Source organism: Bacillus sp. FJAT-49736 (assembly GCF_018343615.1).
In the GTDB taxonomy this organism is placed as follows: Bacteria; Bacillota; Bacilli; order Bacillales; family Bacillaceae_C; genus Margalitia.
In genome coordinates this window covers 91,135-115,537 of sequence record NZ_JAGYPI010000001.1, presented here as the reverse complement: position 1 = coordinate 115,537, position 24,403 = coordinate 91,135, and the positions used below count along the sequence as shown (strand labels likewise).

Annotated in this window: 23 protein-coding genes and 2 pseudogenes; 8 read left to right on the top strand and 17 right to left on the bottom strand. The window is 35.9% G+C overall.

Features of this window, described 5'->3' with window-relative positions; translation table 11 throughout:
• Positions 1-30: 30 nt before the first annotated feature.
• From hpaD to hpaI, 4 genes are read right to left on the bottom strand one after another with little or no spacing between them, the layout of a single operon-like run.
• The gene (gene hpaD, locus KHA87_RS00620) at positions 31-1,014 is read right to left on the bottom strand and encodes a 3,4-dihydroxyphenylacetate 2,3-dioxygenase (protein ID WP_213094186.1); all 984 of its coding nucleotides are present in this window, start codon (positions 1,012-1,014) and stop codon (positions 31-33) included.
• Positions 1,015-1,028: 14 nt separating this feature from the next.
• Positions 1,029-2,498 (bottom strand): 4-hydroxyphenylacetate 3-monooxygenase, oxygenase component, encoded by a 1,470-nt coding sequence (gene hpaB / locus KHA87_RS00615; protein WP_213092198.1) that lies wholly within the window; start codon positions 2,496-2,498, stop codon positions 1,029-1,031.
• An 11-nt stretch (positions 2,499-2,509) separates the two neighbouring features.
• Positions 2,510-3,988, bottom strand: a complete 1,479-nt coding sequence (hpaE, locus tag KHA87_RS00610) for a 5-carboxymethyl-2-hydroxymuconate semialdehyde dehydrogenase (protein WP_213092197.1) — start codon at positions 3,986-3,988, stop codon at positions 2,510-2,512.
• Between the two features lie 14 nt (positions 3,989-4,002).
• Positions 4,003-4,929 (bottom strand): 2,4-dihydroxyhept-2-ene-1,7-dioic acid aldolase, encoded by a 927-nt coding sequence (gene hpaI, locus KHA87_RS00605; RefSeq protein ID WP_213092196.1) that lies wholly within the window; start codon positions 4,927-4,929, stop codon positions 4,003-4,005.
• Positions 4,930-5,075: 146 nt separating this feature from the next.
• On the opposite strand from hpaI, the gene KHA87_RS00600 reads away from it, so the two are divergent.
• Together KHA87_RS00600 and KHA87_RS00595 are read left to right on the top strand one after the other, a co-directional pair.
• A complete protein-coding gene (locus KHA87_RS00600) occupies positions 5,076-5,951 on the top strand; it encodes a LysR family transcriptional regulator (protein WP_213094185.1) in 876 nt (291 codons plus the stop codon).
• Between the two features lie 266 nt (positions 5,952-6,217).
• Positions 6,218-7,804, top strand: a complete 1,587-nt coding sequence (locus KHA87_RS00595; protein ID WP_213092195.1) for an ATP-binding protein — start codon at positions 6,218-6,220, stop codon at positions 7,802-7,804.
• A 1,263-nt stretch (positions 7,805-9,067) separates the two neighbouring features.
• Here KHA87_RS00595 and KHA87_RS00590 read toward each other — a convergent pair.
• Positions 9,068-9,952: a sugar phosphate isomerase/epimerase gene (locus KHA87_RS00590; RefSeq protein WP_213092194.1), complete on the bottom strand. Its 885-nt coding sequence runs from the start codon at positions 9,950-9,952 to the stop codon at positions 9,068-9,070.
• A gap of 129 nt (positions 9,953-10,081) precedes the next feature.
• Between KHA87_RS00590 and KHA87_RS00585 the strand changes: the two genes are divergently transcribed.
• The 3 genes from KHA87_RS00585 (at position 10,082) to KHA87_RS00575 (ending at position 12,758) form a co-directional block, all read left to right on the top strand.
• Positions 10,082-10,687: a DUF2238 domain-containing protein gene (locus KHA87_RS00585; RefSeq protein WP_213092193.1), complete on the top strand. Its 606-nt coding sequence runs from the start codon at positions 10,082-10,084 to the stop codon at positions 10,685-10,687.
• Between the two features lie 128 nt (positions 10,688-10,815).
• Complete coding sequence (locus tag KHA87_RS00580) at positions 10,816-11,760, top strand: ABC transporter permease subunit (protein ID WP_213092192.1); 945 nt, start codon at positions 10,816-10,818, stop codon at positions 11,758-11,760.
• Positions 11,757-12,758: a hypothetical protein gene (locus tag KHA87_RS00575; RefSeq protein ID WP_213092191.1), complete on the top strand. Its 1,002-nt coding sequence runs from the start codon at positions 11,757-11,759 to the stop codon at positions 12,756-12,758. Before KHA87_RS00580 ends, KHA87_RS00575 begins: the two co-directional genes overlap by 4 nt.
• Before the next feature lie 224 nt (positions 12,759-12,982).
• Here KHA87_RS00575 and KHA87_RS00570 read toward each other — a convergent pair whose 3' ends face one another.
• The 4 genes from KHA87_RS00570 to KHA87_RS00555 form a co-directional block, all read right to left on the bottom strand.
• Positions 12,983-13,768, bottom strand: a complete 786-nt coding sequence (locus KHA87_RS00570; RefSeq protein WP_213092190.1) for a GNAT family N-acetyltransferase — start codon at positions 13,766-13,768, stop codon at positions 12,983-12,985.
• A 791-nt stretch (positions 13,769-14,559) separates the two neighbouring features.
• Entirely contained in the window at positions 14,560-15,186 is a 627-nt protein-coding gene (locus KHA87_RS00565) for an FMN-binding negative transcriptional regulator (protein ID WP_213092189.1), read from the bottom strand.
• 13 nt (positions 15,187-15,199) lie between these two features.
• Positions 15,200-15,718 (bottom strand): spermidine/spermine N(1)-acetyltransferase, encoded by a 519-nt coding sequence (paiA, locus tag KHA87_RS00560; protein WP_213092188.1) that lies wholly within the window; start codon positions 15,716-15,718, stop codon positions 15,200-15,202.
• Between the two features lie 25 nt (positions 15,719-15,743).
• The gene (locus KHA87_RS00555; RefSeq protein WP_213092187.1) at positions 15,744-16,196 is read right to left on the bottom strand and encodes a MarR family winged helix-turn-helix transcriptional regulator; all 453 of its coding nucleotides are present in this window, start codon (positions 16,194-16,196) and stop codon (positions 15,744-15,746) included.
• A gap of 97 nt (positions 16,197-16,293) precedes the next feature.
• On the opposite strand from KHA87_RS00555, the pseudogene KHA87_RS00550 reads away from it, so the two are divergent.
• Positions 16,294-16,949, top strand: a pseudogene (locus KHA87_RS00550) (YczE/YyaS/YitT family protein).
• 127 nt (positions 16,950-17,076) lie between these two features.
• Complete coding sequence (locus KHA87_RS00545) at positions 17,077-17,229, top strand: YpzG family protein (RefSeq protein ID WP_213092186.1); 153 nt, start codon at positions 17,077-17,079, stop codon at positions 17,227-17,229.
• 215 nt (positions 17,230-17,444) lie between these two features.
• Here KHA87_RS00545 and KHA87_RS00540 read toward each other — a convergent pair whose 3' ends face one another.
• From KHA87_RS00540 to KHA87_RS00525, 4 genes and pseudogenes are all read right to left on the bottom strand, one after another.
• Positions 17,445-17,906 carry a hypothetical protein gene (locus KHA87_RS00540; protein ID WP_213094184.1) on the bottom strand — a complete coding sequence of 154 codons (462 nt, stop codon included), beginning with the start codon at positions 17,904-17,906 and terminating at the stop codon, positions 17,445-17,447.
• Positions 17,907-17,921: 15 nt separating this feature from the next.
• Positions 17,922-18,701, bottom strand: a pseudogene (locus KHA87_RS00535) (hypothetical protein); the annotation flags it as partial.
• A 177-nt stretch (positions 18,702-18,878) separates the two neighbouring features.
• On the bottom strand, positions 18,879-19,700 hold the full coding sequence (locus KHA87_RS00530) for an alpha/beta fold hydrolase (protein ID WP_213092185.1): 822 nt from the start codon (positions 19,698-19,700) through the stop codon (positions 18,879-18,881).
• Between the two features lie 146 nt (positions 19,701-19,846).
• Entirely contained in the window at positions 19,847-20,326 is a 480-nt protein-coding gene (locus KHA87_RS00525; protein WP_213092184.1) for a DinB family protein, read from the bottom strand.
• A gap of 319 nt (positions 20,327-20,645) precedes the next feature.
• Here KHA87_RS00525 and KHA87_RS00520 point away from each other — a divergent pair, with 319 nt between their 5' ends.
• Positions 20,646-21,008 (top strand): DUF3139 domain-containing protein, encoded by a 363-nt coding sequence (locus KHA87_RS00520; RefSeq protein ID WP_213092183.1) that lies wholly within the window; start codon positions 20,646-20,648, stop codon positions 21,006-21,008.
• Between the two features lie 106 nt (positions 21,009-21,114).
• Here the strand turns inward: KHA87_RS00520 and KHA87_RS00515 are convergent, their stop codons facing one another.
• The 4 genes from KHA87_RS00515 to KHA87_RS00500 form a co-directional block, all read right to left on the bottom strand.
• Entirely contained in the window at positions 21,115-21,570 is a 456-nt protein-coding gene (locus KHA87_RS00515; RefSeq protein WP_213092182.1) for a GNAT family N-acetyltransferase, read from the bottom strand.
• The gene (locus KHA87_RS00510; RefSeq protein WP_213092181.1) at positions 21,560-22,597 is read right to left on the bottom strand and encodes a serine hydrolase domain-containing protein; all 1,038 of its coding nucleotides are present in this window, start codon (positions 22,595-22,597) and stop codon (positions 21,560-21,562) included. Before KHA87_RS00510 ends, KHA87_RS00515 begins: the two co-directional genes overlap by 11 nt.
• A 293-nt stretch (positions 22,598-22,890) precedes the next feature.
• A complete protein-coding gene (locus KHA87_RS00505; protein WP_213092180.1) occupies positions 22,891-23,163 on the bottom strand; it encodes a DUF2277 domain-containing protein in 273 nt (90 codons plus the stop codon).
• 521 nt (positions 23,164-23,684) lie between these two features.
• Complete coding sequence (locus tag KHA87_RS00500) at positions 23,685-24,152, bottom strand: hypothetical protein (protein ID WP_213092179.1); 468 nt, start codon at positions 24,150-24,152, stop codon at positions 23,685-23,687.
• Positions 24,153-24,403: the final 251 nt, after the last annotated feature.

The following is a 24,403-nucleotide window of genomic DNA, read 5'->3' as shown; positions in this document are numbered from 1 at the left end:
TGCAATTCCACCAATCTCCCAATTTAAAAACTAATTAATAATAGTTGGTTTTTTCTTTTCTAATTTTGGTTCCTTTGTCTCTATTTCCTGCCCAGTATGAATATCCAGAACAACAGATGCTTCATTAAACCAGCAGTCAGGAGCAGCATGCCCCCATAATGTTTGTCGCATTGGATCATCTAAATCCCAACGGATTGGCTTGAAATCTGGATCACTTGTCAAATAGTCCCCATTATAAAGCTCAATTCGATGTCCATCTGGATCACGCAAATAAAGGAAGAATGCATTTGATAAGCCATGGCGGCCCGGTCCACGTTCAATGCTTGCTCCATATCTCATCGACGCAAGAACATCACAAGTGTTGATAATACTCATTGGGTCACTTAGCCAAAAACCGATATGGTGCAAGCGTGGTCCAACACCATTCATGAATGCAACATCGTGAACAGTTGGTTTGCGATGCAGCCAAGCAGCCCATATTTGTTCATCATCGGAGGTAGTATATTCAGAGCAGGCAAATCCTAATTCATCGATATAAAAATGGTAGGCCATTTCCACATCTTCCACAGCACAGTTAAAATGATCAATTCGCTGTACTCTTGCTCCTTTATATAGATCATAGCGTTGGAGCAAGCGATCCACTGTTTCCATTTCGGCATAGAATTCAAGTGGCAATCCAGATATATCTTGAACCCGAAGAGCTCTTCCCATTGCCTTTTGTGTACCTTTTTCCAACCATTTCGTTTGCATGCCTTTTTCGGAGAAAAAAACAGATAATCTATCTAAATCAGAATCTGATTGGACTTTGTAGCTTATGGCTTCTACACTTGGTTCGTCCGCTTTTTGCAGAACTAAGCTATGGTGACAATGCTCCTCTAGACCTCTTAGATAAATATGATCATGATCGCTTGTGGTTTCTACAAAGCCAAGTGCATCTACATAAAAGCGCCGGGATTCCTCTAAATTCGTTACATTTAATATCGCCCTGGCTGCGCGAATGATATTAAAATTCATCATCTGTTTCCCCCTCACACAAAACTCGGCTTTCCTGTATTTACTTTCCCAAGAAAATCTCGAATCATCCCTTTATAGGAATCTTTTTCATAGGAATCAAAATAAGCCATTCCCATCCGGATTGGATCTCCGAAAAAATAATATTCATAATGCATTTGACGGCTTCCAAAAGCACTCATCGTCATATCCCAAGCAAGACGGAATAATTGAACACGCTCATAGCCCTCCAGATTTTTCCCTTGTAAGCCGCGATGAATGATCGCTCCGATATCTTCATTTTGGAAATCTGCTTCCGTAGGAATTCCCATAAGTCCAGATGCACCTAAAATACGTAAAATTTCTACCAGTCTAGGATATACGCGCGGGTACCAATTTCTCGCTGCATCCAGTGCGGCATAATCCGGCGTCATCGTTCCCCACTTATCCAATTTGGCATTATGCTCCGCTCTATATAGATGGCTTCGCATAGTTTCTAGAGTCAGCATGATTTCTGTTCCTTTATCCTGGACATGCTGGAATTGATCTATCCCAATCGCATCCATGACACTTAAGGCGAGCCCTAATAGAAATTCTGTTTTCACTATATTTTTCGCTAATACTTGATGGGCCATATGAACAACAGCATTCGTTTCTCGGAAGGTACGGTTGCAAATGGACGAGTTTCCGCAAACAAATACTCTCTCCCAAGGGACAAATACGTTTTCAAAGGAAACTATTGCATCCCCTTCCTCGAATCTAGCGGACAATGGATGATCCCACTGATTCTTACCGTAATCAAAGGATTCACGGCAAATAAATTTAAGCCCTGGTGTATTATTAGGAATCGCAAAAGCTAAGGAGTAAGGATCATCTAATTCACCTGACTTTTTCACTGTTGATGGGAATACAAGAATTTCATCTGTAATCCCACCTTGTGTAGCAAGAAGACGAATACCATCTACAATAATTCCCTCTTTATTTTTCTCGACTAAATGAAGTGCTACATTCGCATCCTTTTGCTCATGTTGTGCTTTTGCACGATTCACTTGAGGATGAATTAATGTATGAGTTAAGCTGATATCATTTTCACGGGCATATTCATAGTAGTTTTTCGCATTGTCCGCAAACATCTGGTCTGCTTCCGCAAATAATTCATTGGCAACCCCCATGGCCATTACTTCGGCATTAAGATAATCAGGCGAGCGCCCCATCATCCCACCAGAGGTGCGGGCCCATTCAGTTATTGCCTCTCTTCTAGCAATTAAATCCTCAACCGTTTTCGGTTGCATAAAGGTCATACCAACTTTTTTGCCTGTGGTCGGAGAGGTGTAGAGCATTTTATCTGCCTTTTCATATTGAAGATCATATAATTTCGCCATCGATTGAATGACATTCTTAAAGGCTGCATGCTCTGTGACATCCTTTACTCTTTCCCCATGTATATAGATATTGTTATTTGCTTTCTTTAAGCGTTCGATATACTCTTTTCCCGTTTTTGCCGGCATATATATTCCCCCTATTTCTTTTTCCCAAATTGCGGTATATGATGCTCCGCTAATGCTACGTGTATGACTTGAACTTCTGTGTAAAAATCAAATGCGTAATGTCCGCCTTCACGACCGACCCCGCTTGCTTTTGTTCCCCCGAAAGGTGTGCGCAGGTCTCGGACATTTTGCGAATTAATCCAAATCATTCCTGAATCAATCGCTTGGGCTATACGGTGTCCTCGCATAATGTCCTTTGTCCATACATAACCTGCTAATCCGTATTTCACATCGTTTGCAAGCTCAATAGCCTCTTCCTCTGTTTTAAATTTCATGACAGTCATGACTGGGCCGAAAATTTCTTCCTGGGCCACCCTCATATGATTTTCAACGTTTAAAAGCAGTGTTGGCGGAACAAAGTTACCTCTCTTGAATTCTTCCGGAACCACACCAGAATACACCTCTGCCCCCTCTTCTACTGCAATCTCTAAGTAGCGTTTTACATTATTAAAATGCTCTACATGAATTAACGGTCCGACTTCTGTATCCTTATGTAAGGGATCACCGATTACAATGTTAGGAATACGCTCTTTTAAAGCGGAAACAAATTTATCGTAGATAGATTCATGTAAAAATAATCGGGAATTAGCCGTACATCTCTCCCCATTAAAAGAAAATATCCCCCATGTACTAGCATCCAGCGCTCTTTCAAAATCCGCATCTTCAAAAACGATAATTGGTGATTTTCCACCTAATTCAGCTGACACGCGTTTTAAAGAATCTGCACCGTTTTTAATAATTTCTGAACCTGTTGTCGTTTCTCCCGTAAAAGAAATCAATTTGACATCAGGATGCTTCACTAATGAGGCCCCTGCCGTTTCCCCGAACCCGTGGACAACATTGAATACTCCCTTCGGAAGCTCCGCCTTATCAATGATTTCGGCTAGTCGATTCGCTGTTAGAGGGGACCATTCACCAGGCTTTAATACAACCGTATTTCCAGTTGCTAATGCAGGGGCAATTTTCCACGTTTCTAGCATGAATGGGGCATTCCAAGGAGTAATAAGCCCTGCGACTCCTACTGGCTTATGAATGGTATAGTTTAAAAATTCACCATCTACCTGATACGCCTCTCCAACCATGCGGCTGGCCACCATTTCCGCATAGAAACGGAAGTTTTGCGCCGAACGTGCAACCATATTTTTTGTTTGGCTGATTGGCAGTCCTGTATCCAAAGATTCTAAAGGAGCGATTTCTTCTATATGCTCATCAATTAAATCTGCAATTCTATGAATATATTTCAGTCGTTCGCTTACCTTTAATTTTCCCCATTCCCCTTTAAATGCTGCATGTGCTGCTTCCACTGCGGAACTGATGTCTTCACTATCCCCTTCCGCAATTCGGTTTATTACTTCATTTGTAAAAGGGTTAAGATTTTCAAATGTTCTACCTGATTTCGACTCTACAAATTGACCATTGATATAAAGCTTTACATCTTGAATTTTTTCCATTCTATACCCTCCTGCTATTTGGAAGTGACTTCATCCTGTAGTTCCACATAATGCTTTAAAACAGAACGGATTTCCTTTTGCAATTCCTCAGAAGGCAAATCCATTGGCATGCGTAGTACCGGTTTAATTTTTCCCATCATTCCTAGCGCTGCCTTCAGTGGAGCCGGATTGGTGTCCTTAAAGAGAACATCATTTAATTCCATTAATTCATAATGGAGATCTTGTGACCGTTTGATGTCGCCATCTGCCCAAGCATTATATACTTCCGCTACTTTGTCAGGAGCAATATTTGCCGTTGCGCTTATATGTCCTGCTCCTCCAATAGCGAGCATTGGATAACATAGTAACTCAATGCCGGAATAGAGAAGAAAATCTCGTCCGCACTTCAGCAATACTCGATTCACATGTTCAAAATCCTTATTCGATTCTTTTACACCAATGATATTTGGGCAATCCTCCACAAGTCTCGCCAACGTGTCCACATGTAAATTTGTTGCTGTTCTACCTGGAATGTTATACACAATAATCGGGATGTCGACCGAATCGGCGACTGCTTTGAAATGTTTGTATAGGGCATGCTGCGAAGGTTTATTGTAGTAAGGCACAATGACCATGGCTGCATCCGCGCCAATTTCCTGTGCTTTTTTCGTTAAATATAATGTTTCTTGATGATTGGTGGAACCTGTACCCGGAACAAATGGAACTCTTTTACTAATCGCTTTAGCTGCGGTTTCCATTACCTTGACTCGTTCTTCTACGGTTAAGGAGCTTGGTTCTCCAGTCGTTCCTGTAACGGATATTCCATGTGAGCCACTCTCTATATGCCAATGAATCAGCCTCTCCAACGTATCATAATCAATGGAAAAATCCTCATTAAATGGGGTAATAATTGGGGCAATCGATCCTCGCAATTTTTGCTTCACTGCAACAAATTGGTTCATACTCCTCCACTCCTTATAACACATTTTTTCCTACACGATATGAAAACCCTTACAATTGAAATGTATCATATGGTAAAGTATATTTAAAATATTTAAAATATTTGATAAGTATATAAAAAAAGTATGCATATTTTAAAAGGGGGTAGCTGATGGACATTAAACAGTTACGTTATTTTTCCACCATTGTTCAAGAAGGACAAATAACCCGTGCGGCGAAAAAACTTCATATGGCACAACCTCCGCTCAGTCATCAGCTTAAGCTATTAGAAGAAGAATTAGGTGTAACACTATTCGAAAGAAATGGAAGAAAACTAGAGCTAACCCAGCCTGGAGAGATTCTTTATAAACATGCTCAAAATCTATTAAAACAATTAGAAGAAACAATCGAGGAAGTCCGTGAATCCAATGAAGGGCTGCGCGGGGTGCTCGCGCTTGGATCTGTAAAATCCTGCTTCGCCCACTTACCTCAAAAAATAAAAGAGTATCTTCAGAAATATCCATTAGTCACATTACAATTACGGGAGGGGGATACTTTTGTCATCGGGGAATTAATAAAAAATAGAGAAATAGAGGTCGGTATTACCCGGATGCCAATGGACTTAAATGACTTTTCTCATATAAGACTATCCAATGATCCATATGTTGCCGTCCTTCCAAACGAATTACTCACACATTCCAAAACAGAAATTAGTTTTTTAGAATTAAAAGACCTTCCATTATTATTACTTCATCGCATACAGGGTTCCGGTCAATATGAACTAGTTGTAAATGAGTGCAGACGGCATGGATTTGAGCCGAATATTATTTGTGAATGTCCGGATGTTTCCATGATTTTATCACTTGTATCCGCTGGTATAGGCGCAACCATTATTCCGAGAGATTCTCTGCTTACTTATCCTGCCAACCATTTAAAAATCCTTGAAATTACGGATTCTTCGATCACTACGGAGGCAGCAATCATTTGGCAGAAAGATCGGTATCTATCCAAAAATGCAAAGTACTTTATTCAGATGTTTGAATAAATCTCTCTTTTTAGACCATATTGCATATTTGAAAATACTCCTTTTTAAAGAGTTTGGGAGGAACTATGAAAGGGATAAATATCCATACTATCCATTACATGCTAACTAAGTAGAAAGTACCATTGTGGTTAATTTATAGTTATTATTATTTACTAAATAAGCTTTTTTTAGTAAAATTTAGTCAATCTAAATAATTATTTTATTATTTGTACTTTTGCGCCATTTTCACAAATTAGAATAGAGAGGCAATTTAGGAGATGAATAGCATGGAGGAAAGTCATCTTGGACATGAAGAATTGAATGATGAGGTCCATTTAAGTCAATTAGCATCAGTGGGTCAGATTGCCGCAGGGATTGCACACGAGGTCCGCAACCCTTTAACCGCCGTGAAAGGCTTTTTGCAGCTAATGCAAAGTGATTCGAAGGAGGAATACATTGAGATAGCGCAATCCGAATTAGAAAATGCCCTAATTACCTTAAATAATTTGCTTCAGGTATCCAAGCCAGATCTCGAGGATGAAGCATTTCAGCCTATCCATTTAGCTGTAGAGCTTGAAACCATTTTAAATTTATTTCAAGATAAGCTATACAAAATAGAAATAATAACCGATTTTAAAAATACCGAAGTGCCAATTTCGGGGAGAAAAAATCAATTAAAAAAAGTGTTTTTTAATCTAATCAAAAATGCAATCGAATCGATTGCCGACACTGGCACTATTAAAATTACTCATTACACCTTGCACAACGAGGTCCATGTAATCATCAGCGATACTGGCATTGGAATACCAAAGGATAAGTTATCTATATTAGGCACCCCCTTCTATTCTACAAAGGAAAATGGAACTGGAATGGGGTTAACGCAGGTGTTTTCCGTGGTATATCAGCATGGAGGTAAAATAGTAGTTGATAGTGAGGAAAATATCGGAACGACTTTTAAAGTCATTTTGCCACAACAAAACCCTATTACGAAGAGGAGCGTTTCGAGATTGGAACTGCAATGTACAAAAAATTTCTCTATAAGTGAATTCTTCGTTTCAAACAGACAAAATTTTGAAAAGCATTTGTTATCGGAAGCTATTAATGTGAAGGACAAAATTGCAGAAATACAAACCATTGGGAATATAAATCTTATTGAAAATGCTCATAGACTTACATTATACATAGTAGAAAATCGAGAACATGAGTTAATTCAGTTCGCGAAAAATGAAGGAATTGCTTGGGCAAAGCATTCACTAACTCTTGCATTTAAACTGGAGTGGGTGCAAGCAATTCGAAGAACTACGTGGGAATTTTTATATAATTATATTTCTAAGACTACAGAGGAACCAGCTCTCGAGGATTTTTTTTCATTGGAAAAGAACATTAATGCTTTGGTAGATCAATTTTTAAACCATTTCTTTATAAGCTATTCCAAATATAAAGATGAACTCATCTCTTCCCAAATGAAAATAGTTGAAAATTTATCCGTACCTATTATTCCAATAACGGAAGCTGTATGTATTTTGCCTTTAATTGGTGCAATAGATGCAACACGTATGAGAACCATAGGTGAGAAAGTAATCGATCATATAGGAAGCTCTCATATTCAATTTCTTATTATTGATCTTTCAGGAGTTGCACAGATGGATGCGCCGATTATTAATAAGCTAATTCAAATTATTGACGGTATTTCGATGATGGGCTGCCAAACCGTTCTCACAGGGATAAGATCAGAAATTGTTAAAAATATGCTGAATCACGATCTTAGCTTCAAGGACAAAGCGATGACAAAAGGAACGTTACAATTAGCACTAACAGAACTTCTATGCGATCCAAAAGCAATGCTTCCGCTTATTCCAAATACAAATAACTAATTGTAGTGTAGTACATAATAAAAATATACCCCCCTATATTTTGTAGAGGGGGTTTTCTTTTGTATCACTAACAATCCGAAATTACGTGGTTATGCTATACAATAAAATAATTATTTGAGCATTAGAAGTGAATTCGTGCGAAATTAGGGAAATAATTGGATTCTGAGTTTCCTGCTATATTTGAGTAGCCTATTATCCTCGATTGGTTATTCAAAATACTCTTGGACCTCCAGTTCGGTCACCTAAGCACAGGTTTGGTTACCCTAAATGCTCTTTGCTTTGGCCTTCGGTTCGGTCACCTAAGCCCAGGTTTGGTTACCTTATATGCTCTTGGACCTCCAGTTCGGTCACCTAAGCACAGGTTTGGTTACCCTAAATGCTCTTTGGCCTTCGGTTCGGTCACCTAAGCCTAGGTTTGGTTACCTTATATGCTCTTGGACCTTCAGTTCGGTCACCTAAGCCTAGGTTTGGTTACCTTAATTGTTCTTGGACCTTCAGTTCGGTCACCTAAGCCCAGGTTTGGTTACCTTATATGCTCTTGGACCTTCAGTTCGGTCACCTAAGCACAGGTTTGGTTACCTTAATTGCTCTTGGACCTTCAGTTCGGTCACCTAAGCCCAGGTTTGGTTACCTTATATGCTCTTGGACTCTCAGTTCGGTCACCTAAGCACAGGTTTGGTTACCCTAAATGCTCTTTGGCCTTCGGTTCGGTCACCTAAGCCTAGGTTTGGTTACCCTAAATGCTCTTGGACCTCCAGTTCGGTCACCTAAGCACAGGTTTGGTTACCTTATATGCTCTTGAACCTCCAGTTCGGTCACCTAAGCACAGGTTTGGTTACCCTAAATGCTCTTTGGCCTTCGGTTCGGTCACCTAAGCCTAGGTTTGGTTACCTTATATGCTCTTGGACCTTCAGTTCGGTCACCTAAGCCCAGGTTTGGTTACCCTAAATGCTCTTGGACCTCCAGTTCGGTCACCTAAGCCCAGGTTTGGTTACCTTATATGCTCTTGGACTCTCAGTTCGGTCACCTAAGCACAGGTTTGGTTACCTTATATGCTCTTGGACCTCCAGTTCGGTCACCTAAGCCCAGGTTTGGTTACCTTATATGCTCTTAGACCTACAGTTCGGTCACCTAAGCCCACGTTTATCCTCTCAAATGTTCGATTAAACTAAATTCAGTCATCCAACCATATGTAATTCGTCTTGAGAATTTTGCATTGAAAAATATTTAGAATAAAACCAGTTAACATTTCCTGGAAGATAATTATATTTTAATTTTCATAGTATCTATAGCTAATTCATAACATTCTTTGAGCTGTTCTTTAGTTACTAGATTCGGATTATGTTCAAAATGAATATGGAAGGTTTGATTATATTTGGACAAGAACTCCAAGTACAGATGAGCATCTCCATAATTAGGGTTATGAATACTTCCCGGCACTACAGGAACATGCCGTTTGGGATTTTCGCCGTATATTGTTGTGCTATGATGTACTAGATAAACATAAGGAGCAGCTTTCACTAAAAAGCTATATGGATCAAAGCCTGGAAATGCCCGTTTATGAACATCTAATCTCTGTGTATCAATAACAAGCTGTATCTCTTTGTACTTTTCAAACATTTGCAGGTATTCCTCTTCAAATTCTCCAAAGAAATCATATTCCAAGATAATTTTTTGTTTATAGTTGACCTGTAATTCTACTAATCTCTTAAAAACTTCCTCGCTCCAATGCACAAACTCTTCCCTCGAAAGCTCGTTCCATTTCATGGTCGGAAAGTTTACCTCTCTTGGCCAATAGTTATAATCTACGTATTTTGGTAGGATGGCAGGGAAAGGATAATGGAAAAGAATATAGTCCGCCTTATATTTTGCGGCAAATTCGACTTCCTGTCCGATCCAACTTAATGCTTCAATTCTTTTTTGCTCATCACTGGATGTAACCTGCGGGAGCCATGCTCTTTCATTGCAGTATATTGGAGAATGAATACCAAAAGAAATATTATTTTGCTGACAAAAATCCTTTAATGTTCTCCAATCCTCCTCCTTTTCATATTGGGATGCCTCTAACCCATGAATCATCCCAAAGTGGAATTGATTCCACTCTTCTTCCTTTAATACGTGCCACATTCCAATATGTAATCTTCTCATGTATTTATTACTCCTTATATAATTTACCGAATAATATTATCTTATTATAATATTTAGAATTTTACAAACCGAAACCTTCATTATTTTTGGATAAATTGGAAAACCTATAGTCAAAAAGGAGGTTCCAACATGCTTATGCGTATCAATCGTATTCATTTACTACTATTTTCCATGATTATTATTGTTTTTATATGGTCGTCCATTAAGGCAACAGATTATTTTACTTGGGTTTTAGAGGTTACTCCTGCGGTTCTAGGAATTTTTATTTTAGTTATTACGTATCGAAAATTTCCATTTACTACACTTTCTTATTTAATCATTACTATTTTGGCCATCTTCATGTTTATTGGGGGACATTATACTTATGCCAGAGTTCCCTTATTTCATTGGTTTAAAGAGGTGTTACACACACAAAGAAATGAATACGATCGCTTTGGCCATTTTGCAAAAGGATTTTTTGCAATCGCCATTAGGGAAATATTGATTCGAAAATCATGTCTTCAACCATCAAAATGGCTAATTTTCATCACATTATCCTTTGTTTTAGCTATCTCGGCTTTGTATGAAATAGTTGAATGGCTTGTAGCCGAAATTTTAGGCAGATCTGCGAAAGACTTTCTTGGAACCCAAGGGGATGTATGGGATTCGGAATGGGATATGTCTTTATCCTTTCTTGGCGGAATTCTATGCTTAATCTTGCTTTCCAAATTACATAATACATTTCTAAAAAAATGAAATGTTAGCACCTTTTTCTAAAAAATACGAAAATTCCAGTTATATTGTGTTATAATTGGGTTCTCACTTCGAATATGACTTTGTTAATACAAAATTTACAAAGATTGTAAATAGAAAGGAGAACCCATATGAAATTACTTCTAAGTTTAGCTAGCAGTTTAATCCTTTGGATTTTAATGGCAGCAATTCTTGTATTATTAATTTTACTCCCGCGGGATATAAAAGTTCAGCGTGTGAACGTCACTGATGTTATGTCTTATCATTTTACATGGTCAGGTTATAAAGACAATATCGTTCATTATGTAAAAGAAGTGAAGGAAAATAAGAGCTTAGGAAAATCTTCTACACAGCAGCCAGTGGAATGGGAGCTTGCTCATTATGGATTAAGAAGTGTGATCATTTTAGTTCCAGCTCTCATTATCAGCATCATCATTGGCATTCTAAAAGGGGTATTTGATTACAGACATAATCGTGGTATATGGAAGCTATTTGGAGAGGGATCTACATGGTTGGGTCAAGCTATTCCAGACTTCTTTGTTATTATCATACTCGAATTATTAATTTCCTTAACAATACAACGTTTTTTTCCTCAGCTACAGTTATATGGATATTCCCATTGGTATAGCATCTTTTTGCCTATTATTTTTTTATCTATGTATCCGGCTGCTGTTATCGCCGGCTATACAACACAAGCCTTAAAGGAAGAGGATAATCGAGATTACATACTAACCGCAAAAGCAAAAGGCCTGCCGGAAAGAGTCATTCTTTGGAAGCATATTCTGCGTAATTGCTGGTCCAAAATTCTGCTTCACTTTATGCCTCTTGTTCTAACCCTTCTTTCCTCCATGGTTTTAGTGGAATATATGACCCTCTACCGGGGGATGGGAACTAGATTAATAGAAGCAATTCAGATTAAGGATATGATTTCTTCCGTGGATACGATTCTTCCAATTGAAACCGCTACGATTATCGGGTTTAGTCTAGGCTTCATGCTCATCCTGTTAATGGCTCAGTGGTTGAATCAAATTATCAAGCATTTTCTGAATCCAATTCGAAAGGAGGAGCAATCATGAAACAGATTCCTTTATTATGGATTGGTATCATTGGATGCAGCATTATTAGTTTTATTTTTATTTTCGGACCTCATTTACCAAACATTGATACAGAGGTAAAAGAAACCAAATACATATTAGGAAAGGGGGGTAATTTAGATTTCATTCTTCCGCCATATCCCCCTTCTGAACGCTTTCTATTAGGTTCTGATTCAAAAGGGAGAGATATGTATAGTGCTCTTGTTCTAGGTACAAGAACGACCATCATAGAGATTGGATTAATATCTTTAATTACCTTTCTCTTAGCTCTTCCGTTTGGAATGCTTTCAGCACATATTCCTTTCTTAAAAAGATTACTAGAGGGGTGGAATTACTTATTCTCCAGGATACCAGTGTTTTTCTACGTGATTATATTAACAACGATACCTTTCTTCATTTTTTCTATGCAGCGCCCAATATGGATGATTTCGCTCATTATTGTGCTGGAGCTTGGAAAAACGGCAGAATTTGTACATAAAACAGTAAAGGAAATACAGCAAACGGCCTACTATGATGCTGCTATCGTCTCTGGGACAAGAGTTTTTGGTCTTTGGAGATGGTATTATGTACCAGGCTGTTTTTCACAGTGGCTATCCTATTTTATTTTACATATGGGAAATATGTTATTTTTACTTGGACAGCTAGGATTTTTTAATATTTTTGTAGCACAGAAATTAACGCAGGTTGGAGGAATACCAGGAACTAATGTCACTTACTATGCCATTGAGAATACATCAATTGCATGGCCAACATTTCTTGCAAATACATTTAATGATATGAATAACTGTCCATGGGTCCCAATATTCACTTGTATTGTCATCACTTTTACGATCTTTTCTTTCATCGCGTTAGGAAAGGGGTTATTGCAATATTCTTTATTGAAACAACAGGGACTGCTATACAGGAAGGAGTCTTTCTTAACAAAAACGTTTCTTTCATTTAATCCTTTTTATAAAAAAGAGAGGGAGCTTTCAAAATAGCTTTTTCATACAATCTTTTTCTTCTCTTCACCAGTTCTTAATAATTCGTTTGTAGAATATATATATATAAATGATTTTAAACCTCCCTTTTGAGGAACTTTCTACCTGGGGAAATCTAGCCATCGGCTAGATTTTTTCAGTTTTATTCTTATTATTTCTTGAACAAAATCAGTAAGTATGTGTCCTCACCGGAATCAAAAAAACCCTCCAACTATCGGAGAGCTTTATGCATGGATTTCTTTAATGCTTTTTCCGCCTAAAAATGCATGTCCCACTTTTAATTTTGCAACAGTATTAAATCCATATTTTTGATAGACCTTTTCTATTTTTTCATTAATTGGGAACACCCAGAGGTTTTCAAGGCTCCTTTCTGCAACCATTGCTTGAATATAATGAATCAGTTCGCCAATTAAACCTCTTCCTCTGTATTCCTCTAGAGTTGCAACACTTTCCATTCTTGCCTGATTATCACTTACAAAAATACAAGCTGTTGCACAGGCAATGCCATTATGTCGGAGTAAAAAGTGTATAAAGCTTGGGTGATTAAATTCTACCTTCAAAGCCTTTTCTCTAACCGCTTTCCCTCCAAATTCTTTAATAGTGCATTCAATATGCAATGCTTCGGAATAATTCTCTTTTGTCACCAATTCAATCGAAGTTCCTTCAAGTTTTTCTTTTTTCATAACTTTTTGATTCCACCGTTGAACTGGGTTTACTAATTCTTCAAATCCGAAATGATTCCTTTTAAGTTGATCAATCAAACTTTGTTGTGCTTCCAAATTATATATATAAAACCTTGGAATGATATTTCTAGACTCATAGAAATTTTTTACTTCCTCAATGACTAATTGAGGGTTTTCACAAGTATCATGAATATGTGCATGATTCGCATCGTAATAAGTAGGTTGATTCTCATTGCAAAATAATGCTCCCCAATTGGTGTTAGTACGTGTAGTAAAAGTTTCTAGATATGCAAAATCCAATTTTAAAATATCTTGTAAACTTGTCATATAGTTTCTCCTATAATTTTTTAAAAAAGTAGAATTAACTAAATTATAGCATATTAAACTACATCTTTTATCAACTAATCACCTCCATCCGTACCATCATCGTTGCGTTAGTATAAAGGGGAGGTATTTTTCCAGGTAGGAAAAAATAAAGAATTTAGGAGGAGCTTTATAAATTCCCCCTATTCCAAGAACAACTATAAATGTAAAATTAATTTTATAAATAGATTGTTTGGTGGTTATATTACAGAAAGGAATAAGTCTATGTATATGAGTATTGAAAAAAGTTTAATTGGAGTTGCTTTACTTTATACCATCTATCATTTATTAGGATATGTAAGTATTTTTCTTCATCACTTTGATTTTGCTACGGAAGGTGCGATGTTAGATGGTATAATTTTTGGAATGTTTCTCAACATCCCTATCTATTACATATTTGCCTTAATTAATATAATCATATATTCAATATTTAAAAAGAAAATAAAGAATTGGCCAATATCTTTAAATATTATTATACTCTTTATTCTATTTGTTATAATCTTAAGGAGAACTGACTTCGGTTGGTTTTATTGGTTAAGATATTGTATTGCTTTTATGTCACTGTTTTTGATAAATCATATCATTAGACTACAATGGCAAATAAAAGTGCTAATAATCCTTTCTCCTTTTATTGTCCTCATTCTTATGATGCTAGCTCATACCTATATGATTTAGTTGATAATCGTTTTTATTCATTCCATTTACTATTGCATCTTCATCTAAATCATCCCGGTATATGTATTATTTTGAAGCAGTTAACTATTAGAGTCTCTGTTTTTCATCACTTCTGCTATTTGATGAGAATTATTATCTGCTTCCTTTTTCAACTTATTAATGATGCTATGGTAGTCCTCTTCATTTCGATTTTGACTTAGTTTATACGCTGCTTGAACTTCTTGTATTTTAATTTTAAATCCTACTATACCTTTTATTTGTTTCTTCGTTTGTGGAGATAAATTTTCCCATAAAGTTGCATTCTCTCGATGATGTTCATATTTTTGTAATAATAATATAAGTTCCTCTTCCAACTCTTGTTCGCCCATTATACTAGCTTTTCCATATACATGAACAGATTGGTAATTCCATGTTGGTACATTTTCATGGTTATACCAAGAAGAAGAGATGTAAGCATGTGGACCTTGAAACATAACAAGTACATTTTCATTTTCATTCTCATCCTCGAATGTTCTCCATTGAGGATTCGCATAAGCCAAATGCCCAGTAATATAGTAGTCATCGCCTTTTTTATTTAACCCCAAAGGCAAATGAGTAGCAATTGGTTTCCCCTGTTCTGTTGAGACGATCGTGCCAAAAGAGTTATTTAGAACAAAATCCCAAATTTCATCCACATTTGTAACCTTAAAATACTTTGGAATATACATAATACCCCACCTTTCAAAAAAGTGTTTTGGTCATAATAAAGTCGGTTTGTTCTTCATCCCCCATATAAAAAGAGTGAGCTCCAGTTTGAACAAACCCCATTTTCTTATAAAAACCAATAGCATTTTCATTTTTTTCCCATACTCCAAGCCAGATTTTCTTTTTATTCCGTTCTAACGCAATCTCCATCGCTTTATTTAGCAGATATCTGCCTAGCCCATGTTTTTGAAAGTTACTCTTTACATAAATTCTCTCGATTTCAAGTGAATCATCACCCATTTCTTCAGACTGAGCATCATTTGTATTAACCTTTAAATATCCAGCTACCTCATTATTAAAATAAACAAAAAAGAATTGCGAAGAAATATTAGATAATTCTTTTTCTAATTGTGATAAGTTAAATGCTCTTTCCAAATAAGCATTCATATTTTCAGGTGAATTTTGATCCTTAAACGTCTCATTAAATGTTTCATAACTTATTTCTTGTAGTATGTGTGAATCTTCAAGGGTACACTTTTTGATATTTACAGTCATTTAAACATGTCGCTCCTTTATATAATCAATAACTTCTCTTGTTTCCCTTTTTTACAAATTCCCAATCTATTTCTACATTTTTTCTTACTCTTTGAAGAAGACGGAAAATGGTTTCTACTTCGGTTTCGGAAAATCCAGCTAATGCAACACTATTGGAATATTCATTTTCTCTTTTTATAAAAGGATATACATCTTTTGCTTTCTCTGTTGGAAAGAGTTTTTTTATCTTTTTGTTATGCTCATCCTCTTTCTTTTCAATAAATCCACCCATTTCCAACTTTTTAATAGCACGTGCTGCTGTTGTTCGATCAACTTTTATCATCTCCGCTACCTTTTCCTGTATGATACCCGGGTTTTCACATATTCGCACAAGGTATAAATACTGCCCTTTAGTAAGGTCATATTCTTTAAATTCTATATTACTTATAGAATCTAATGCTCTTGCTATCATTCCGATTTCACGTAAAATTTCCTTCATCATAAACTCCTTGCGTATTTTTTATTGTAAATGCAACAAAAACCGTATACATTAAATTTAATTTATATTTGTTGCATTTGCAACAAAAAAACAAGAAATGAGGTCGAGTACGAGTGAAATATGTTTTTATGTATTAGGAATTTTCATATTAAAGCTTGGTATTTCTTTCACTATTGAAACAAACCTTGGAACTTCACCTTTTGATGCACTGTTGGTAGGACTGTCCCAATATGTAGGGCTTACAGTGGGAGGCTGGGAAATAATAATAGCTTTCATATTAATTGGATGTAATTCATTTTTAAAAAGAAAGACAGAGGCCGGAAGTTTTAGGATTGTTAACGGCATTTATAACAGGCGTTGGTATTGATATGTGGCTTTTCCTATTGCACAACTAAATAACACCTGATCTATGGGACAGAAGAGTTGTTTGTTTGGAATCGGCCTAGTTGCTATAGGATTAGGAACTGCAATCTATTTACACACAGATTTTGCACCAATTCCAGTTGACCGATTAACACGAATCATTAAAGAATTGTCTAAAACATTTTTCAAGAACATTCATTTACCTCATATTCTTGATAATCGCAATTATTTTCCATGGACCAATCGATGTTGGAATCTTATTAACTGTTTGTTTAGGTGGGTTACTACTTAATTACTTTATGCCAATTACTGAAAAAGTATTAGATTATTGTATTATCACACTCTACTACATCACCAAGCTATGACAAAGATAAAAATAATTCAATATAAAATGCATGATGCCCTGCAGAAATCAGAAAAAATGTATGAATTTACTTCTAACTTCAAATACTTATAATGATATTCCTGAATATCACTTTATTCAGAGTATCCTATCCTATCAATGAGGTGATTCGTAATGAGTTATCGAAGTCAGTTAGATGAACATTCTCAAGAGTTTCACCATAATTGGACACGGCCTAAGCGTTCAAAATCCCAAGTAAATGGGCATACAAGAGTATCTCAAAATAATATAATACTCAGAAGTAACGCAAAGGCTCATAGGTGGTAAAGGATATCTGAGTAGAAAAAGAAAGAAGGCTTTTTGCCTTCTTTCTTTTTTGTTTACGAAACGGTCCTTTCTTGTGGTTATTTTTTCAACTTATAATAATCCTCTCCTACACAACCTAATCCCATTAATAAAAAAACGACTGTCCAAATGGAACAACCGCTTCCGTTACTTTAAGTGTATTTACTGCACAATCTTAATAATATATATTCAACAAATCAACATTTTACTTTTGCTACTCCTAATGCAAAGTGACTCCAAAGTATATTTTCTACTAATTCAGCTTGTGATTCATCACAATCAACTATTAGGACTATCTCAGAGTGTTTACCATTTAAAACTCTTTTCTTCTTCTTCATAACCAATTCCATCAAAAGCCGTATAGCAAAACCAAGGACAAATCCAACAAACGCACTTATCAGTCCCCAGTAAATTGGTCCCCAAGCTAGTTTAAACCCAATACTTGCTCCAATAACGGAAAAAGCGGTGGCAAGTCCCATTCCAATATCAATTAGGCTTGTTCCATCTGAGCGATGTATGTTATCAAAAATCTTACGGTCTTCGGCTCTATTATCCAGAGGGACAGCAAATATGCTTTCTTTTTGAATCCCTTTCTTTTCTAGCGTTGAAATTGCCATTTCTAAATATCCAGTGGTTTCAAATGTTGAATATAGTTGCATGCCCCTCCCTACCCTTTTTTGTCCTTTTTGTATTTTGAACCCCTCCGATTGAAAATTCTTTGTTAAATAACCCCTTAACTCTTTTTCAAAAAGTTTGTTATTCTCAACCGTATTAATATAAGAATCATAAACTGCAAACCCATAGTGCGAAGGAATGAAAAGAAGTATTTCTGGATTTAAAACGGAAGTTGCTTCCTTTACTTTTCCTAAAAATAAAAGTACAACAGCTTCTTGAATATGAGAATAAAAATAAAATATCACTAACCAGATGATGACAAAGATAGCGGTTAAAATTCTATGTATATACAGCTGTCCCAAACCAGGAATAAACAATGACCACATGACCGAAAGAAATGGATTTCGTTTATCGAGATAGTTAATCTCTAACGCTCCTAATGAAAATGAATTAAAACGGTGGTTCTCTCGCTCTGCTAAAAGATATACCCTATTCATATCTACTGTTGTCCGATAACTATCCCAAATGCCGAAAAGGTAAACAGGGATATACATCAGAAGCCATCTTGTGTCTAATACTTCTTTCGCCATGTCAATATTCCCTTGAAAGGAATAAATCATCGAAGAATTAACATGAGCTTTAATATTAACAAATACTTCCCAAATAAATAGAGCATAGCCTCTTAGATATTTAGATAAAAGCATATGTCCAAATCCAGGGAAGGCTGCAGACCACCATGCAATCATGTATGGATTTTTCAAATGCAATTGGGTTGTACCAAAGGTACTAACATGTGCTTTATATCGTCTGGCTGTATTATCATTTGTATAGTTATCCATTACATCCACCTACAGGAACTATTTATAATATGTTTCCAAATGTGGAATACATTTATTCCTTTTCCTGTTAAGCTAACCTGTCTTTAGCTAAGTAACTATAACAAAAAAAACGTTAATCTTCTCGATTAACGCTACCAAGTAACTTTAGAACATTATTTAACAAACGCACTGCATATTTTATCTGCCACGATACTCTGCTATTCGATCCAACCATTCATTTATTAAATTATTAAATAGTTGCGGTTGTTCAATTTGCAAATTGTGACCTGCTTTATCCAATATAGCAAATGTTCCCCGTGGATATTTTTTTATTATATCAAGTGCATCTTTGTATCCAACAGTGGAATCTTGTCTTCCTAACAGGAATAGACTGGGCTTATTAAAATCCGATTGGTCAATCTCAAAAGTAAATCCATATTTATTCTTAACCTTATTTAAAAAATTGTCATCACCAATTTTACAACCACTTAAAATTTCTTCGTTGTATCTTAACCATGTGTATTCATCCAGAACAACATTATTGCTTCTAAAGTCCTCCAATTCTTCCTTTGATAATTTTTCAATAAATCTTGTATCTGTCTTCAATATTTTATGTTTCTCTACTGTTCTATTTTCGGGAGAAGGAATAATAACAGGACAAATAAATGCTGCACCAAGCACTTTTTCTTTTTGTTTTTCAATAACGCCTCTCGCTAGATAACCACCGTAAGATTCTCCTGCGATTATGTATTCTTGATTAGGAATTACTGCTTCTATAAATTCTAAAACAGCATCCAGCATTTCATCAGAATTACTTATTTTATGATAATTTTTTGTTAATCCCATACCTGGTAGATCAATATAAACGCGTCTCCATCCGTTCCTCTTTTCAAATATAGGTTCCATACATCCAGTCATTAATCTATGGTCGGGAGAAAATCCATGTATCATTAATATGGGAGTCCCTTCATCGAAATCTTCATAATATATCTCTGCTTGACGAACTTTGCAATATACCATATTCAATCCTTCTTTCTAAAAGTAAAAATTTTATAATATAAAATTCCCCTATGATAATGATTTTCCAATTAACGTACTTCGTTAGTTTAGTAACTTCAACAAAATAAGCGTTCATCCTTCTTGAATAACGCTACCTGCTATACTATTTAGTTTAATAGATTTTGTTTCTCTTGATACGCCTTCTTTACCCGCTCAATTTGATCAAGGTGATCGCGGACGTGTTGTACTCGGTATCCCAGCAATTGCTTAAAAGTAAACCGTCCCTGATCCACATATACCCCCACTCGCTTATTTTGTTCATAAGTTAGATGATCTAGGATAGGCTGCATACTGGAACGCAGGAGTTTGAAAAGAAGCAAATACTGTTCACGGTCCAACAAATCATACCCCAAGTTATTAGCCCATGCGTCTTGGTCAAATGAAATCAGAATCGGCTCATCCTCCGCTAATACTTTTTTCAACCTAGATGTGGACGAGATCTCGGAATCCGTTACATGTATGATTATTTCATGTATACTCCATTTGTCCGGTGCTGGCTTGTAACGAAGCTCTTCCTCGGTTAATCCTTCAATGGCTTCCCGAAGCATGGAATATCCTAATGCATATTCTTTCATTAACTCCTCCAATTCAATCCCCCCACTTTACAATAACTGCCTTTATATCAAATTTCTAAATAATGTATTCTTGTTTTTGGTTAAAAATTCCTTCCTCTTTCCTTCCACCTTCTTCTTCCGTAATCTTTTTTACTTTTGACCAGTTACATAATTATTTAAAATGGGATTTGTTATATGTACCTATACACCTGTATAAGTACACGGTGTATTAGCATCCTGCAATACTCAATAATTATTGCGGTAAGGTCGATTAAGACTTAAGACCGATAAAATAAACAATTATTAACGTTACTATTTTTATATGAACCCTGGAAATTAAAGGAGAAGCATGATGAAAATTTTAACAAAGTGGCCATTTTTTCTTTTCTTGGTTTTAATTATCGGTGTCTTCACTACAGGTTGTAATATGTTTTCCAAAAAGCCTGAAACAGAGGAATCTGTTAAACAGAAAGTGGTGAACTATTTAATATCTGAAGGATATAAGGAAAATGAATTTCACGTGGATGTGGAATATCAATCAACTGGTGCGAGTAAAATGGGAGGACCATACGCAATTCAAGTGAAATTTAATGATGAAAGAAACGTGGTCTATTATTACAAGTATGATTATCAATCAAAGAATAAGGATATTACCCAATATGGAGTTGCCCCAATGAAAGGTAAAGAGGATAAAAACTTTAAACATCTAGAGTGAAGTAAAAAAAGTCTATTAAAAGTTATTCGTTTTTTCTAACTTGTTGCTATTTATATAAAAATCAAGGGCTTACTTGATGCCCTTGATTTTTATTCTATTTAAGAAATTATTCATTAAAATGCCACCTATTAAATTCCGGATTATGCGCTTGCAGATGCCAACCTGTTTTCCAAAAATAGTCATTAAATCCCGATTCTGTTGGGCATAACGCAATTATTGGTATATCATTAATAGTTTCTAACATCTTTTTTAACAAACCTTGACCGCGATACTTTTCACATATTGCAAATTGATAAAGAGAAATGGTCTTGGTCGTTTTCTTTCTATAATATCGAAAAGCGCCTACTACTTGACCATCGACTATTGCCACTATCATTTGTTTTCTTTTTATAGCCGCTTTGATTCCGAGTGGACATAAAAACTCTTCAGAATAAACCGCACTGTTATTCCGTTCTAAATGGTTTTTGAAAAAGGACACGACTTTAGGTGTATGAGTTAATTCAGCAACAGCTATTCGTATTATGCTCCCCCCATAATTAAATGTTCCTATCTTAATACACAAGGGATCTATATATTTCTCCAATTATCCCGTCCATTTGATGAACACCCAATTCTGTATTCGTCATTATCACTACACCTTTTTCTAAATACGGAAACGCCACCATCATGCATTGGAACCCTACCCCCCAACCCAGTGATGTAATTTCACATTCCTTCTCTATTTCATTTAAAAATACTCCTAATCCAGTCCAATGCTTTCCCCTTTGTGGAGTTATCATTTCTTTTGCTAATATTGCAGAAATCCCAATCTTACTTTTTCCTTTTAATGCATTCATCAATTCTAGTACCAGTAGGGCTAAGTTTGTTGAGGTTGTCCAAAGTCCACAAGCCGCTGGATAGGGATAGATAGGATATTTTCCAACTACTATTTCGCCATTTTTGTTGTGACCACAAGAAAAGTTTTCTTTTCCCAATTCTGTTATATCCGTAACCATTAAACTTTTTTCCATATTTAATGGTTCAAATATTAATTCGTTTACAACTTGTTGGAAAGGTTTATGAGTAACATCTTCTATTAATACCTGAATGACACAAAAGCCTGCATCTGAATAGTGAAATTCACTCTCCGGCTCATACTTTACTTCTATTGGAACCTTACAGTAAGAGGTTCTTCCCTCTAATATTCTATTCATGGAAGGAACACCCATATTGGAATTAAATTCAGAGAAACTATTTTCAGGGTCTATAATTCCAGATTGATGACTAAGCAAGTTTCGTAAGGTGACTTTTTTATTTTTCGTTAATTCATTGTCAGGTACTTTCCACGATACAAGTCTATTATTTACATCCTTATCTAAATCTAGAAGACCTTGTTCCACTAATTTCATAACTAGCATTCCTGTTAAAAACTTACTAATGGAACAAGCACTAAAAACAGAATTGCTGTTAATGCTTTGATTACTGCCTGCCTCTAGTAAACCGTAGTTTTCTATATTACTGACTTGACCATTATCCATTAATGTAAGACTTAAACCTGCTACATTATAATGCATCATACGCTCTTGTATGTTAATCCTTTTTAATTTCACGTTCTCCCTCCCAATTTGCAACATTAGGAAAATTGTAACACGAATATATGTTCTTTTGTGCGTATTTGGATAATGAATTTTTATTTATGAAGCTGCACCTTTACTTCAATTTGAAAAGGCATTCCTTGTAGAGAAATGCCCTGTAAGATTAATAGAAATTCTTCGTTATTTTTTATCTTAACAAAATCAATGTACTAAATGTATAGAGGCATATCAATAATGCCATTTTTAATGCAAACGTGCACGATTGCGGAAATGAAAAATTAGTAGGAGCTTTCTCTTTTCTCATTCCTCTAATTTGTTCCATATCTTTTAGCTGCTTTGGTCCGAGCACGCTCAGCTTCGATCTCCCGATTGCGTGGCTCGGCATTAGTTACCATTGTATTCAAAAGATCTCTCGAAATCATTGCAATTTCATTGACTGCACGATTAAATGCCTCCTCGTTGGCCTTTGAGGGCTTGTTATAACCCGTTATCTTTCTGACGTACTGAAGGGATGCTGCATGAATCTCTTCATCGGTAGCTGGTGGGTCGAAGTTAAATAATGTTCGAATGTTTCGGCACATAACTGACTCCTTTTTGTTTTTATTATTGTTGGTTTTGTTTAAATTTCACTCTAAACCCTAGTTTTCTTTACATATAAAAAGTTATCTTTTCGAAAAAATGGAGCAATACGATGGTTCTCTTCTACTTATAGAATTACAATTAACAGCAAAGTTTTTTCTAAGATCCCCCTTCTTTATCAATATCATCATATATATACAATTTTTATAGGAGACAATCCTGCTCTATTAGCCTAGTAGAATCCTTTAATTAACATTTTTTTAATTCCTACTGTACAGATTAAGCCCAGTTTCACCTAAAACTAATGAAAACATTCTTATCACTAGTTTGTTGCTATATCTTTATTACTTCCCACTTTATTTTATCTTTTCTCATTTAATTGTGTCTCTCCAATTATTAGAGGAATGTTTTGTTTAATTAATACTCTAAATGAGATTTCTTTATTTTCGCTGTATCCCTATTTTTAGGACCATATGTAAAAAAGGAGATGAGATTATGATCTCATCTCCACCATGATGTTATTTTACTTTGATAAAATCCATTGTCTATTACTAGAGCGAGCACCAGCTAACGTTGGACTGATAATATTGTTTGTTGGAAATAAATCGTGATGACGGAAGAACATAGTTGGCTCATTCATATTATCTGATGAGCGTATACCAACCACTTCAACTTCTAGTAATGTCCCATTTGTGCTTACGTCACCTGTCATTGATACACGAACGACTTGTCCCGGTACAAAAGTAACAGGCACTACGAGCGTAGTGAGACTATCAGCAGGAAAAGTGATAACACCGGATGGAATAACATGTGTTAAAGGACTACCTGGTTCAGTACCAAAATCCGCGAAAAATTCCGCTTCCAAATCTGTGAGTGTAGGATTCATTACCTCCACAAGAACGGTGTCGGGATTAGTTCCAACCGGATCCCCACTCACTTTACTAGGAACACGGAATGGACCTGTTGTAAGACCAAGAAAGCTCAAACCCATACAAACAACTCCTTTTGTATTGATAACACTTTCGATCGAGAAGCGTTTCCGTATAAAATATGTTGTTAGAAGAATGCTGGCACAACGGTTGTCCTAAATCCAACGAGAATTTCAAAAATGTGCTTGATTATATAATTGTGATAGTTTTAATTTTTTCATATTTGATTTTGTCATTTCTGCTGTCCGCCCCCCCTACCTACGTTCCCTATTTCTTGCTTAGATTGATGGGTCATTAAAATATAATAAAAGAT

Bases quoted from the DNA above. Each gene is read 5' to 3' on its own strand.
- hpaD (WP_213094186.1), bottom strand. From the start codon at position 1,014: ATGAATTTTAATATCATTCGCGCAGCCAGGGCGATATTAAATGTAACG.
- hpaB (WP_213092198.1), bottom strand. From the start codon at position 2,498: ATGCCGGCAAAAACGGGAAAAGAGTATATCGAACGCTTAAAGAAAGCA.
- hpaE (WP_213092197.1), bottom strand. From the start codon at position 3,988: ATGGAAAAAATTCAAGATGTAAAGCTTTATATCAATGGTCAATTTGTA.
- hpaI (WP_213092196.1), bottom strand. From the start codon at position 4,929: ATGAACCAATTTGTTGCAGTGAAGCAAAAATTGCGAGGATCGATTGCC.
- KHA87_RS00595 (WP_213092195.1), top strand. From the start codon at position 6,218: ATGGAGGAAAGTCATCTTGGACATGAAGAATTGAATGATGAGGTCCAT.
- KHA87_RS00590 (WP_213092194.1), bottom strand. From the start codon at position 9,952: ATGAGAAGATTACATATTGGAATGTGGCACGTATTAAAGGAAGAAGAG.
- KHA87_RS00585 (WP_213092193.1), top strand. From the start codon at position 10,082: ATGCTTATGCGTATCAATCGTATTCATTTACTACTATTTTCCATGATT.
- KHA87_RS00580 (WP_213092192.1), top strand. From the start codon at position 10,816: ATGAAATTACTTCTAAGTTTAGCTAGCAGTTTAATCCTTTGGATTTTA.
- KHA87_RS00575 (WP_213092191.1), top strand. From the start codon at position 11,757: ATGAAACAGATTCCTTTATTATGGATTGGTATCATTGGATGCAGCATT.
- KHA87_RS00570 (WP_213092190.1), bottom strand. From the start codon at position 13,768: ATGACAAGTTTACAAGATATTTTAAAATTGGATTTTGCATATCTAGAA.
- KHA87_RS00565 (WP_213092189.1), bottom strand. From the start codon at position 15,186: ATGTATATTCCAAAGTATTTTAAGGTTACAAATGTGGATGAAATTTGG.
- paiA (WP_213092188.1), bottom strand. From the start codon at position 15,718: ATGACTGTAAATATCAAAAAGTGTACCCTTGAAGATTCACACATACTA.
- KHA87_RS00555 (WP_213092187.1), bottom strand. From the start codon at position 16,196: ATGAAGGAAATTTTACGTGAAATCGGAATGATAGCAAGAGCATTAGAT.
- KHA87_RS00545 (WP_213092186.1), top strand. From the start codon at position 17,077: ATGAGTTATCGAAGTCAGTTAGATGAACATTCTCAAGAGTTTCACCAT.
- KHA87_RS00540 (WP_213094184.1), bottom strand. From the start codon at position 17,906: ATGCAACTATATTCAACATTTGAAACCACTGGATATTTAGAAATGGCA.
- KHA87_RS00530 (WP_213092185.1), bottom strand. From the start codon at position 19,700: ATGGTATATTGCAAAGTTCGTCAAGCAGAGATATATTATGAAGATTTC.
- KHA87_RS00520 (WP_213092183.1), top strand. From the start codon at position 20,646: ATGAAAATTTTAACAAAGTGGCCATTTTTTCTTTTCTTGGTTTTAATT.
- KHA87_RS00505 (WP_213092180.1), bottom strand. From the start codon at position 23,163: ATGTGCCGAAACATTCGAACATTATTTAACTTCGACCCACCAGCTACC.
- KHA87_RS00500 (WP_213092179.1), bottom strand. From the start codon at position 24,152: ATGGGTTTGAGCTTTCTTGGTCTTACAACAGGTCCATTCCGTGTTCCT.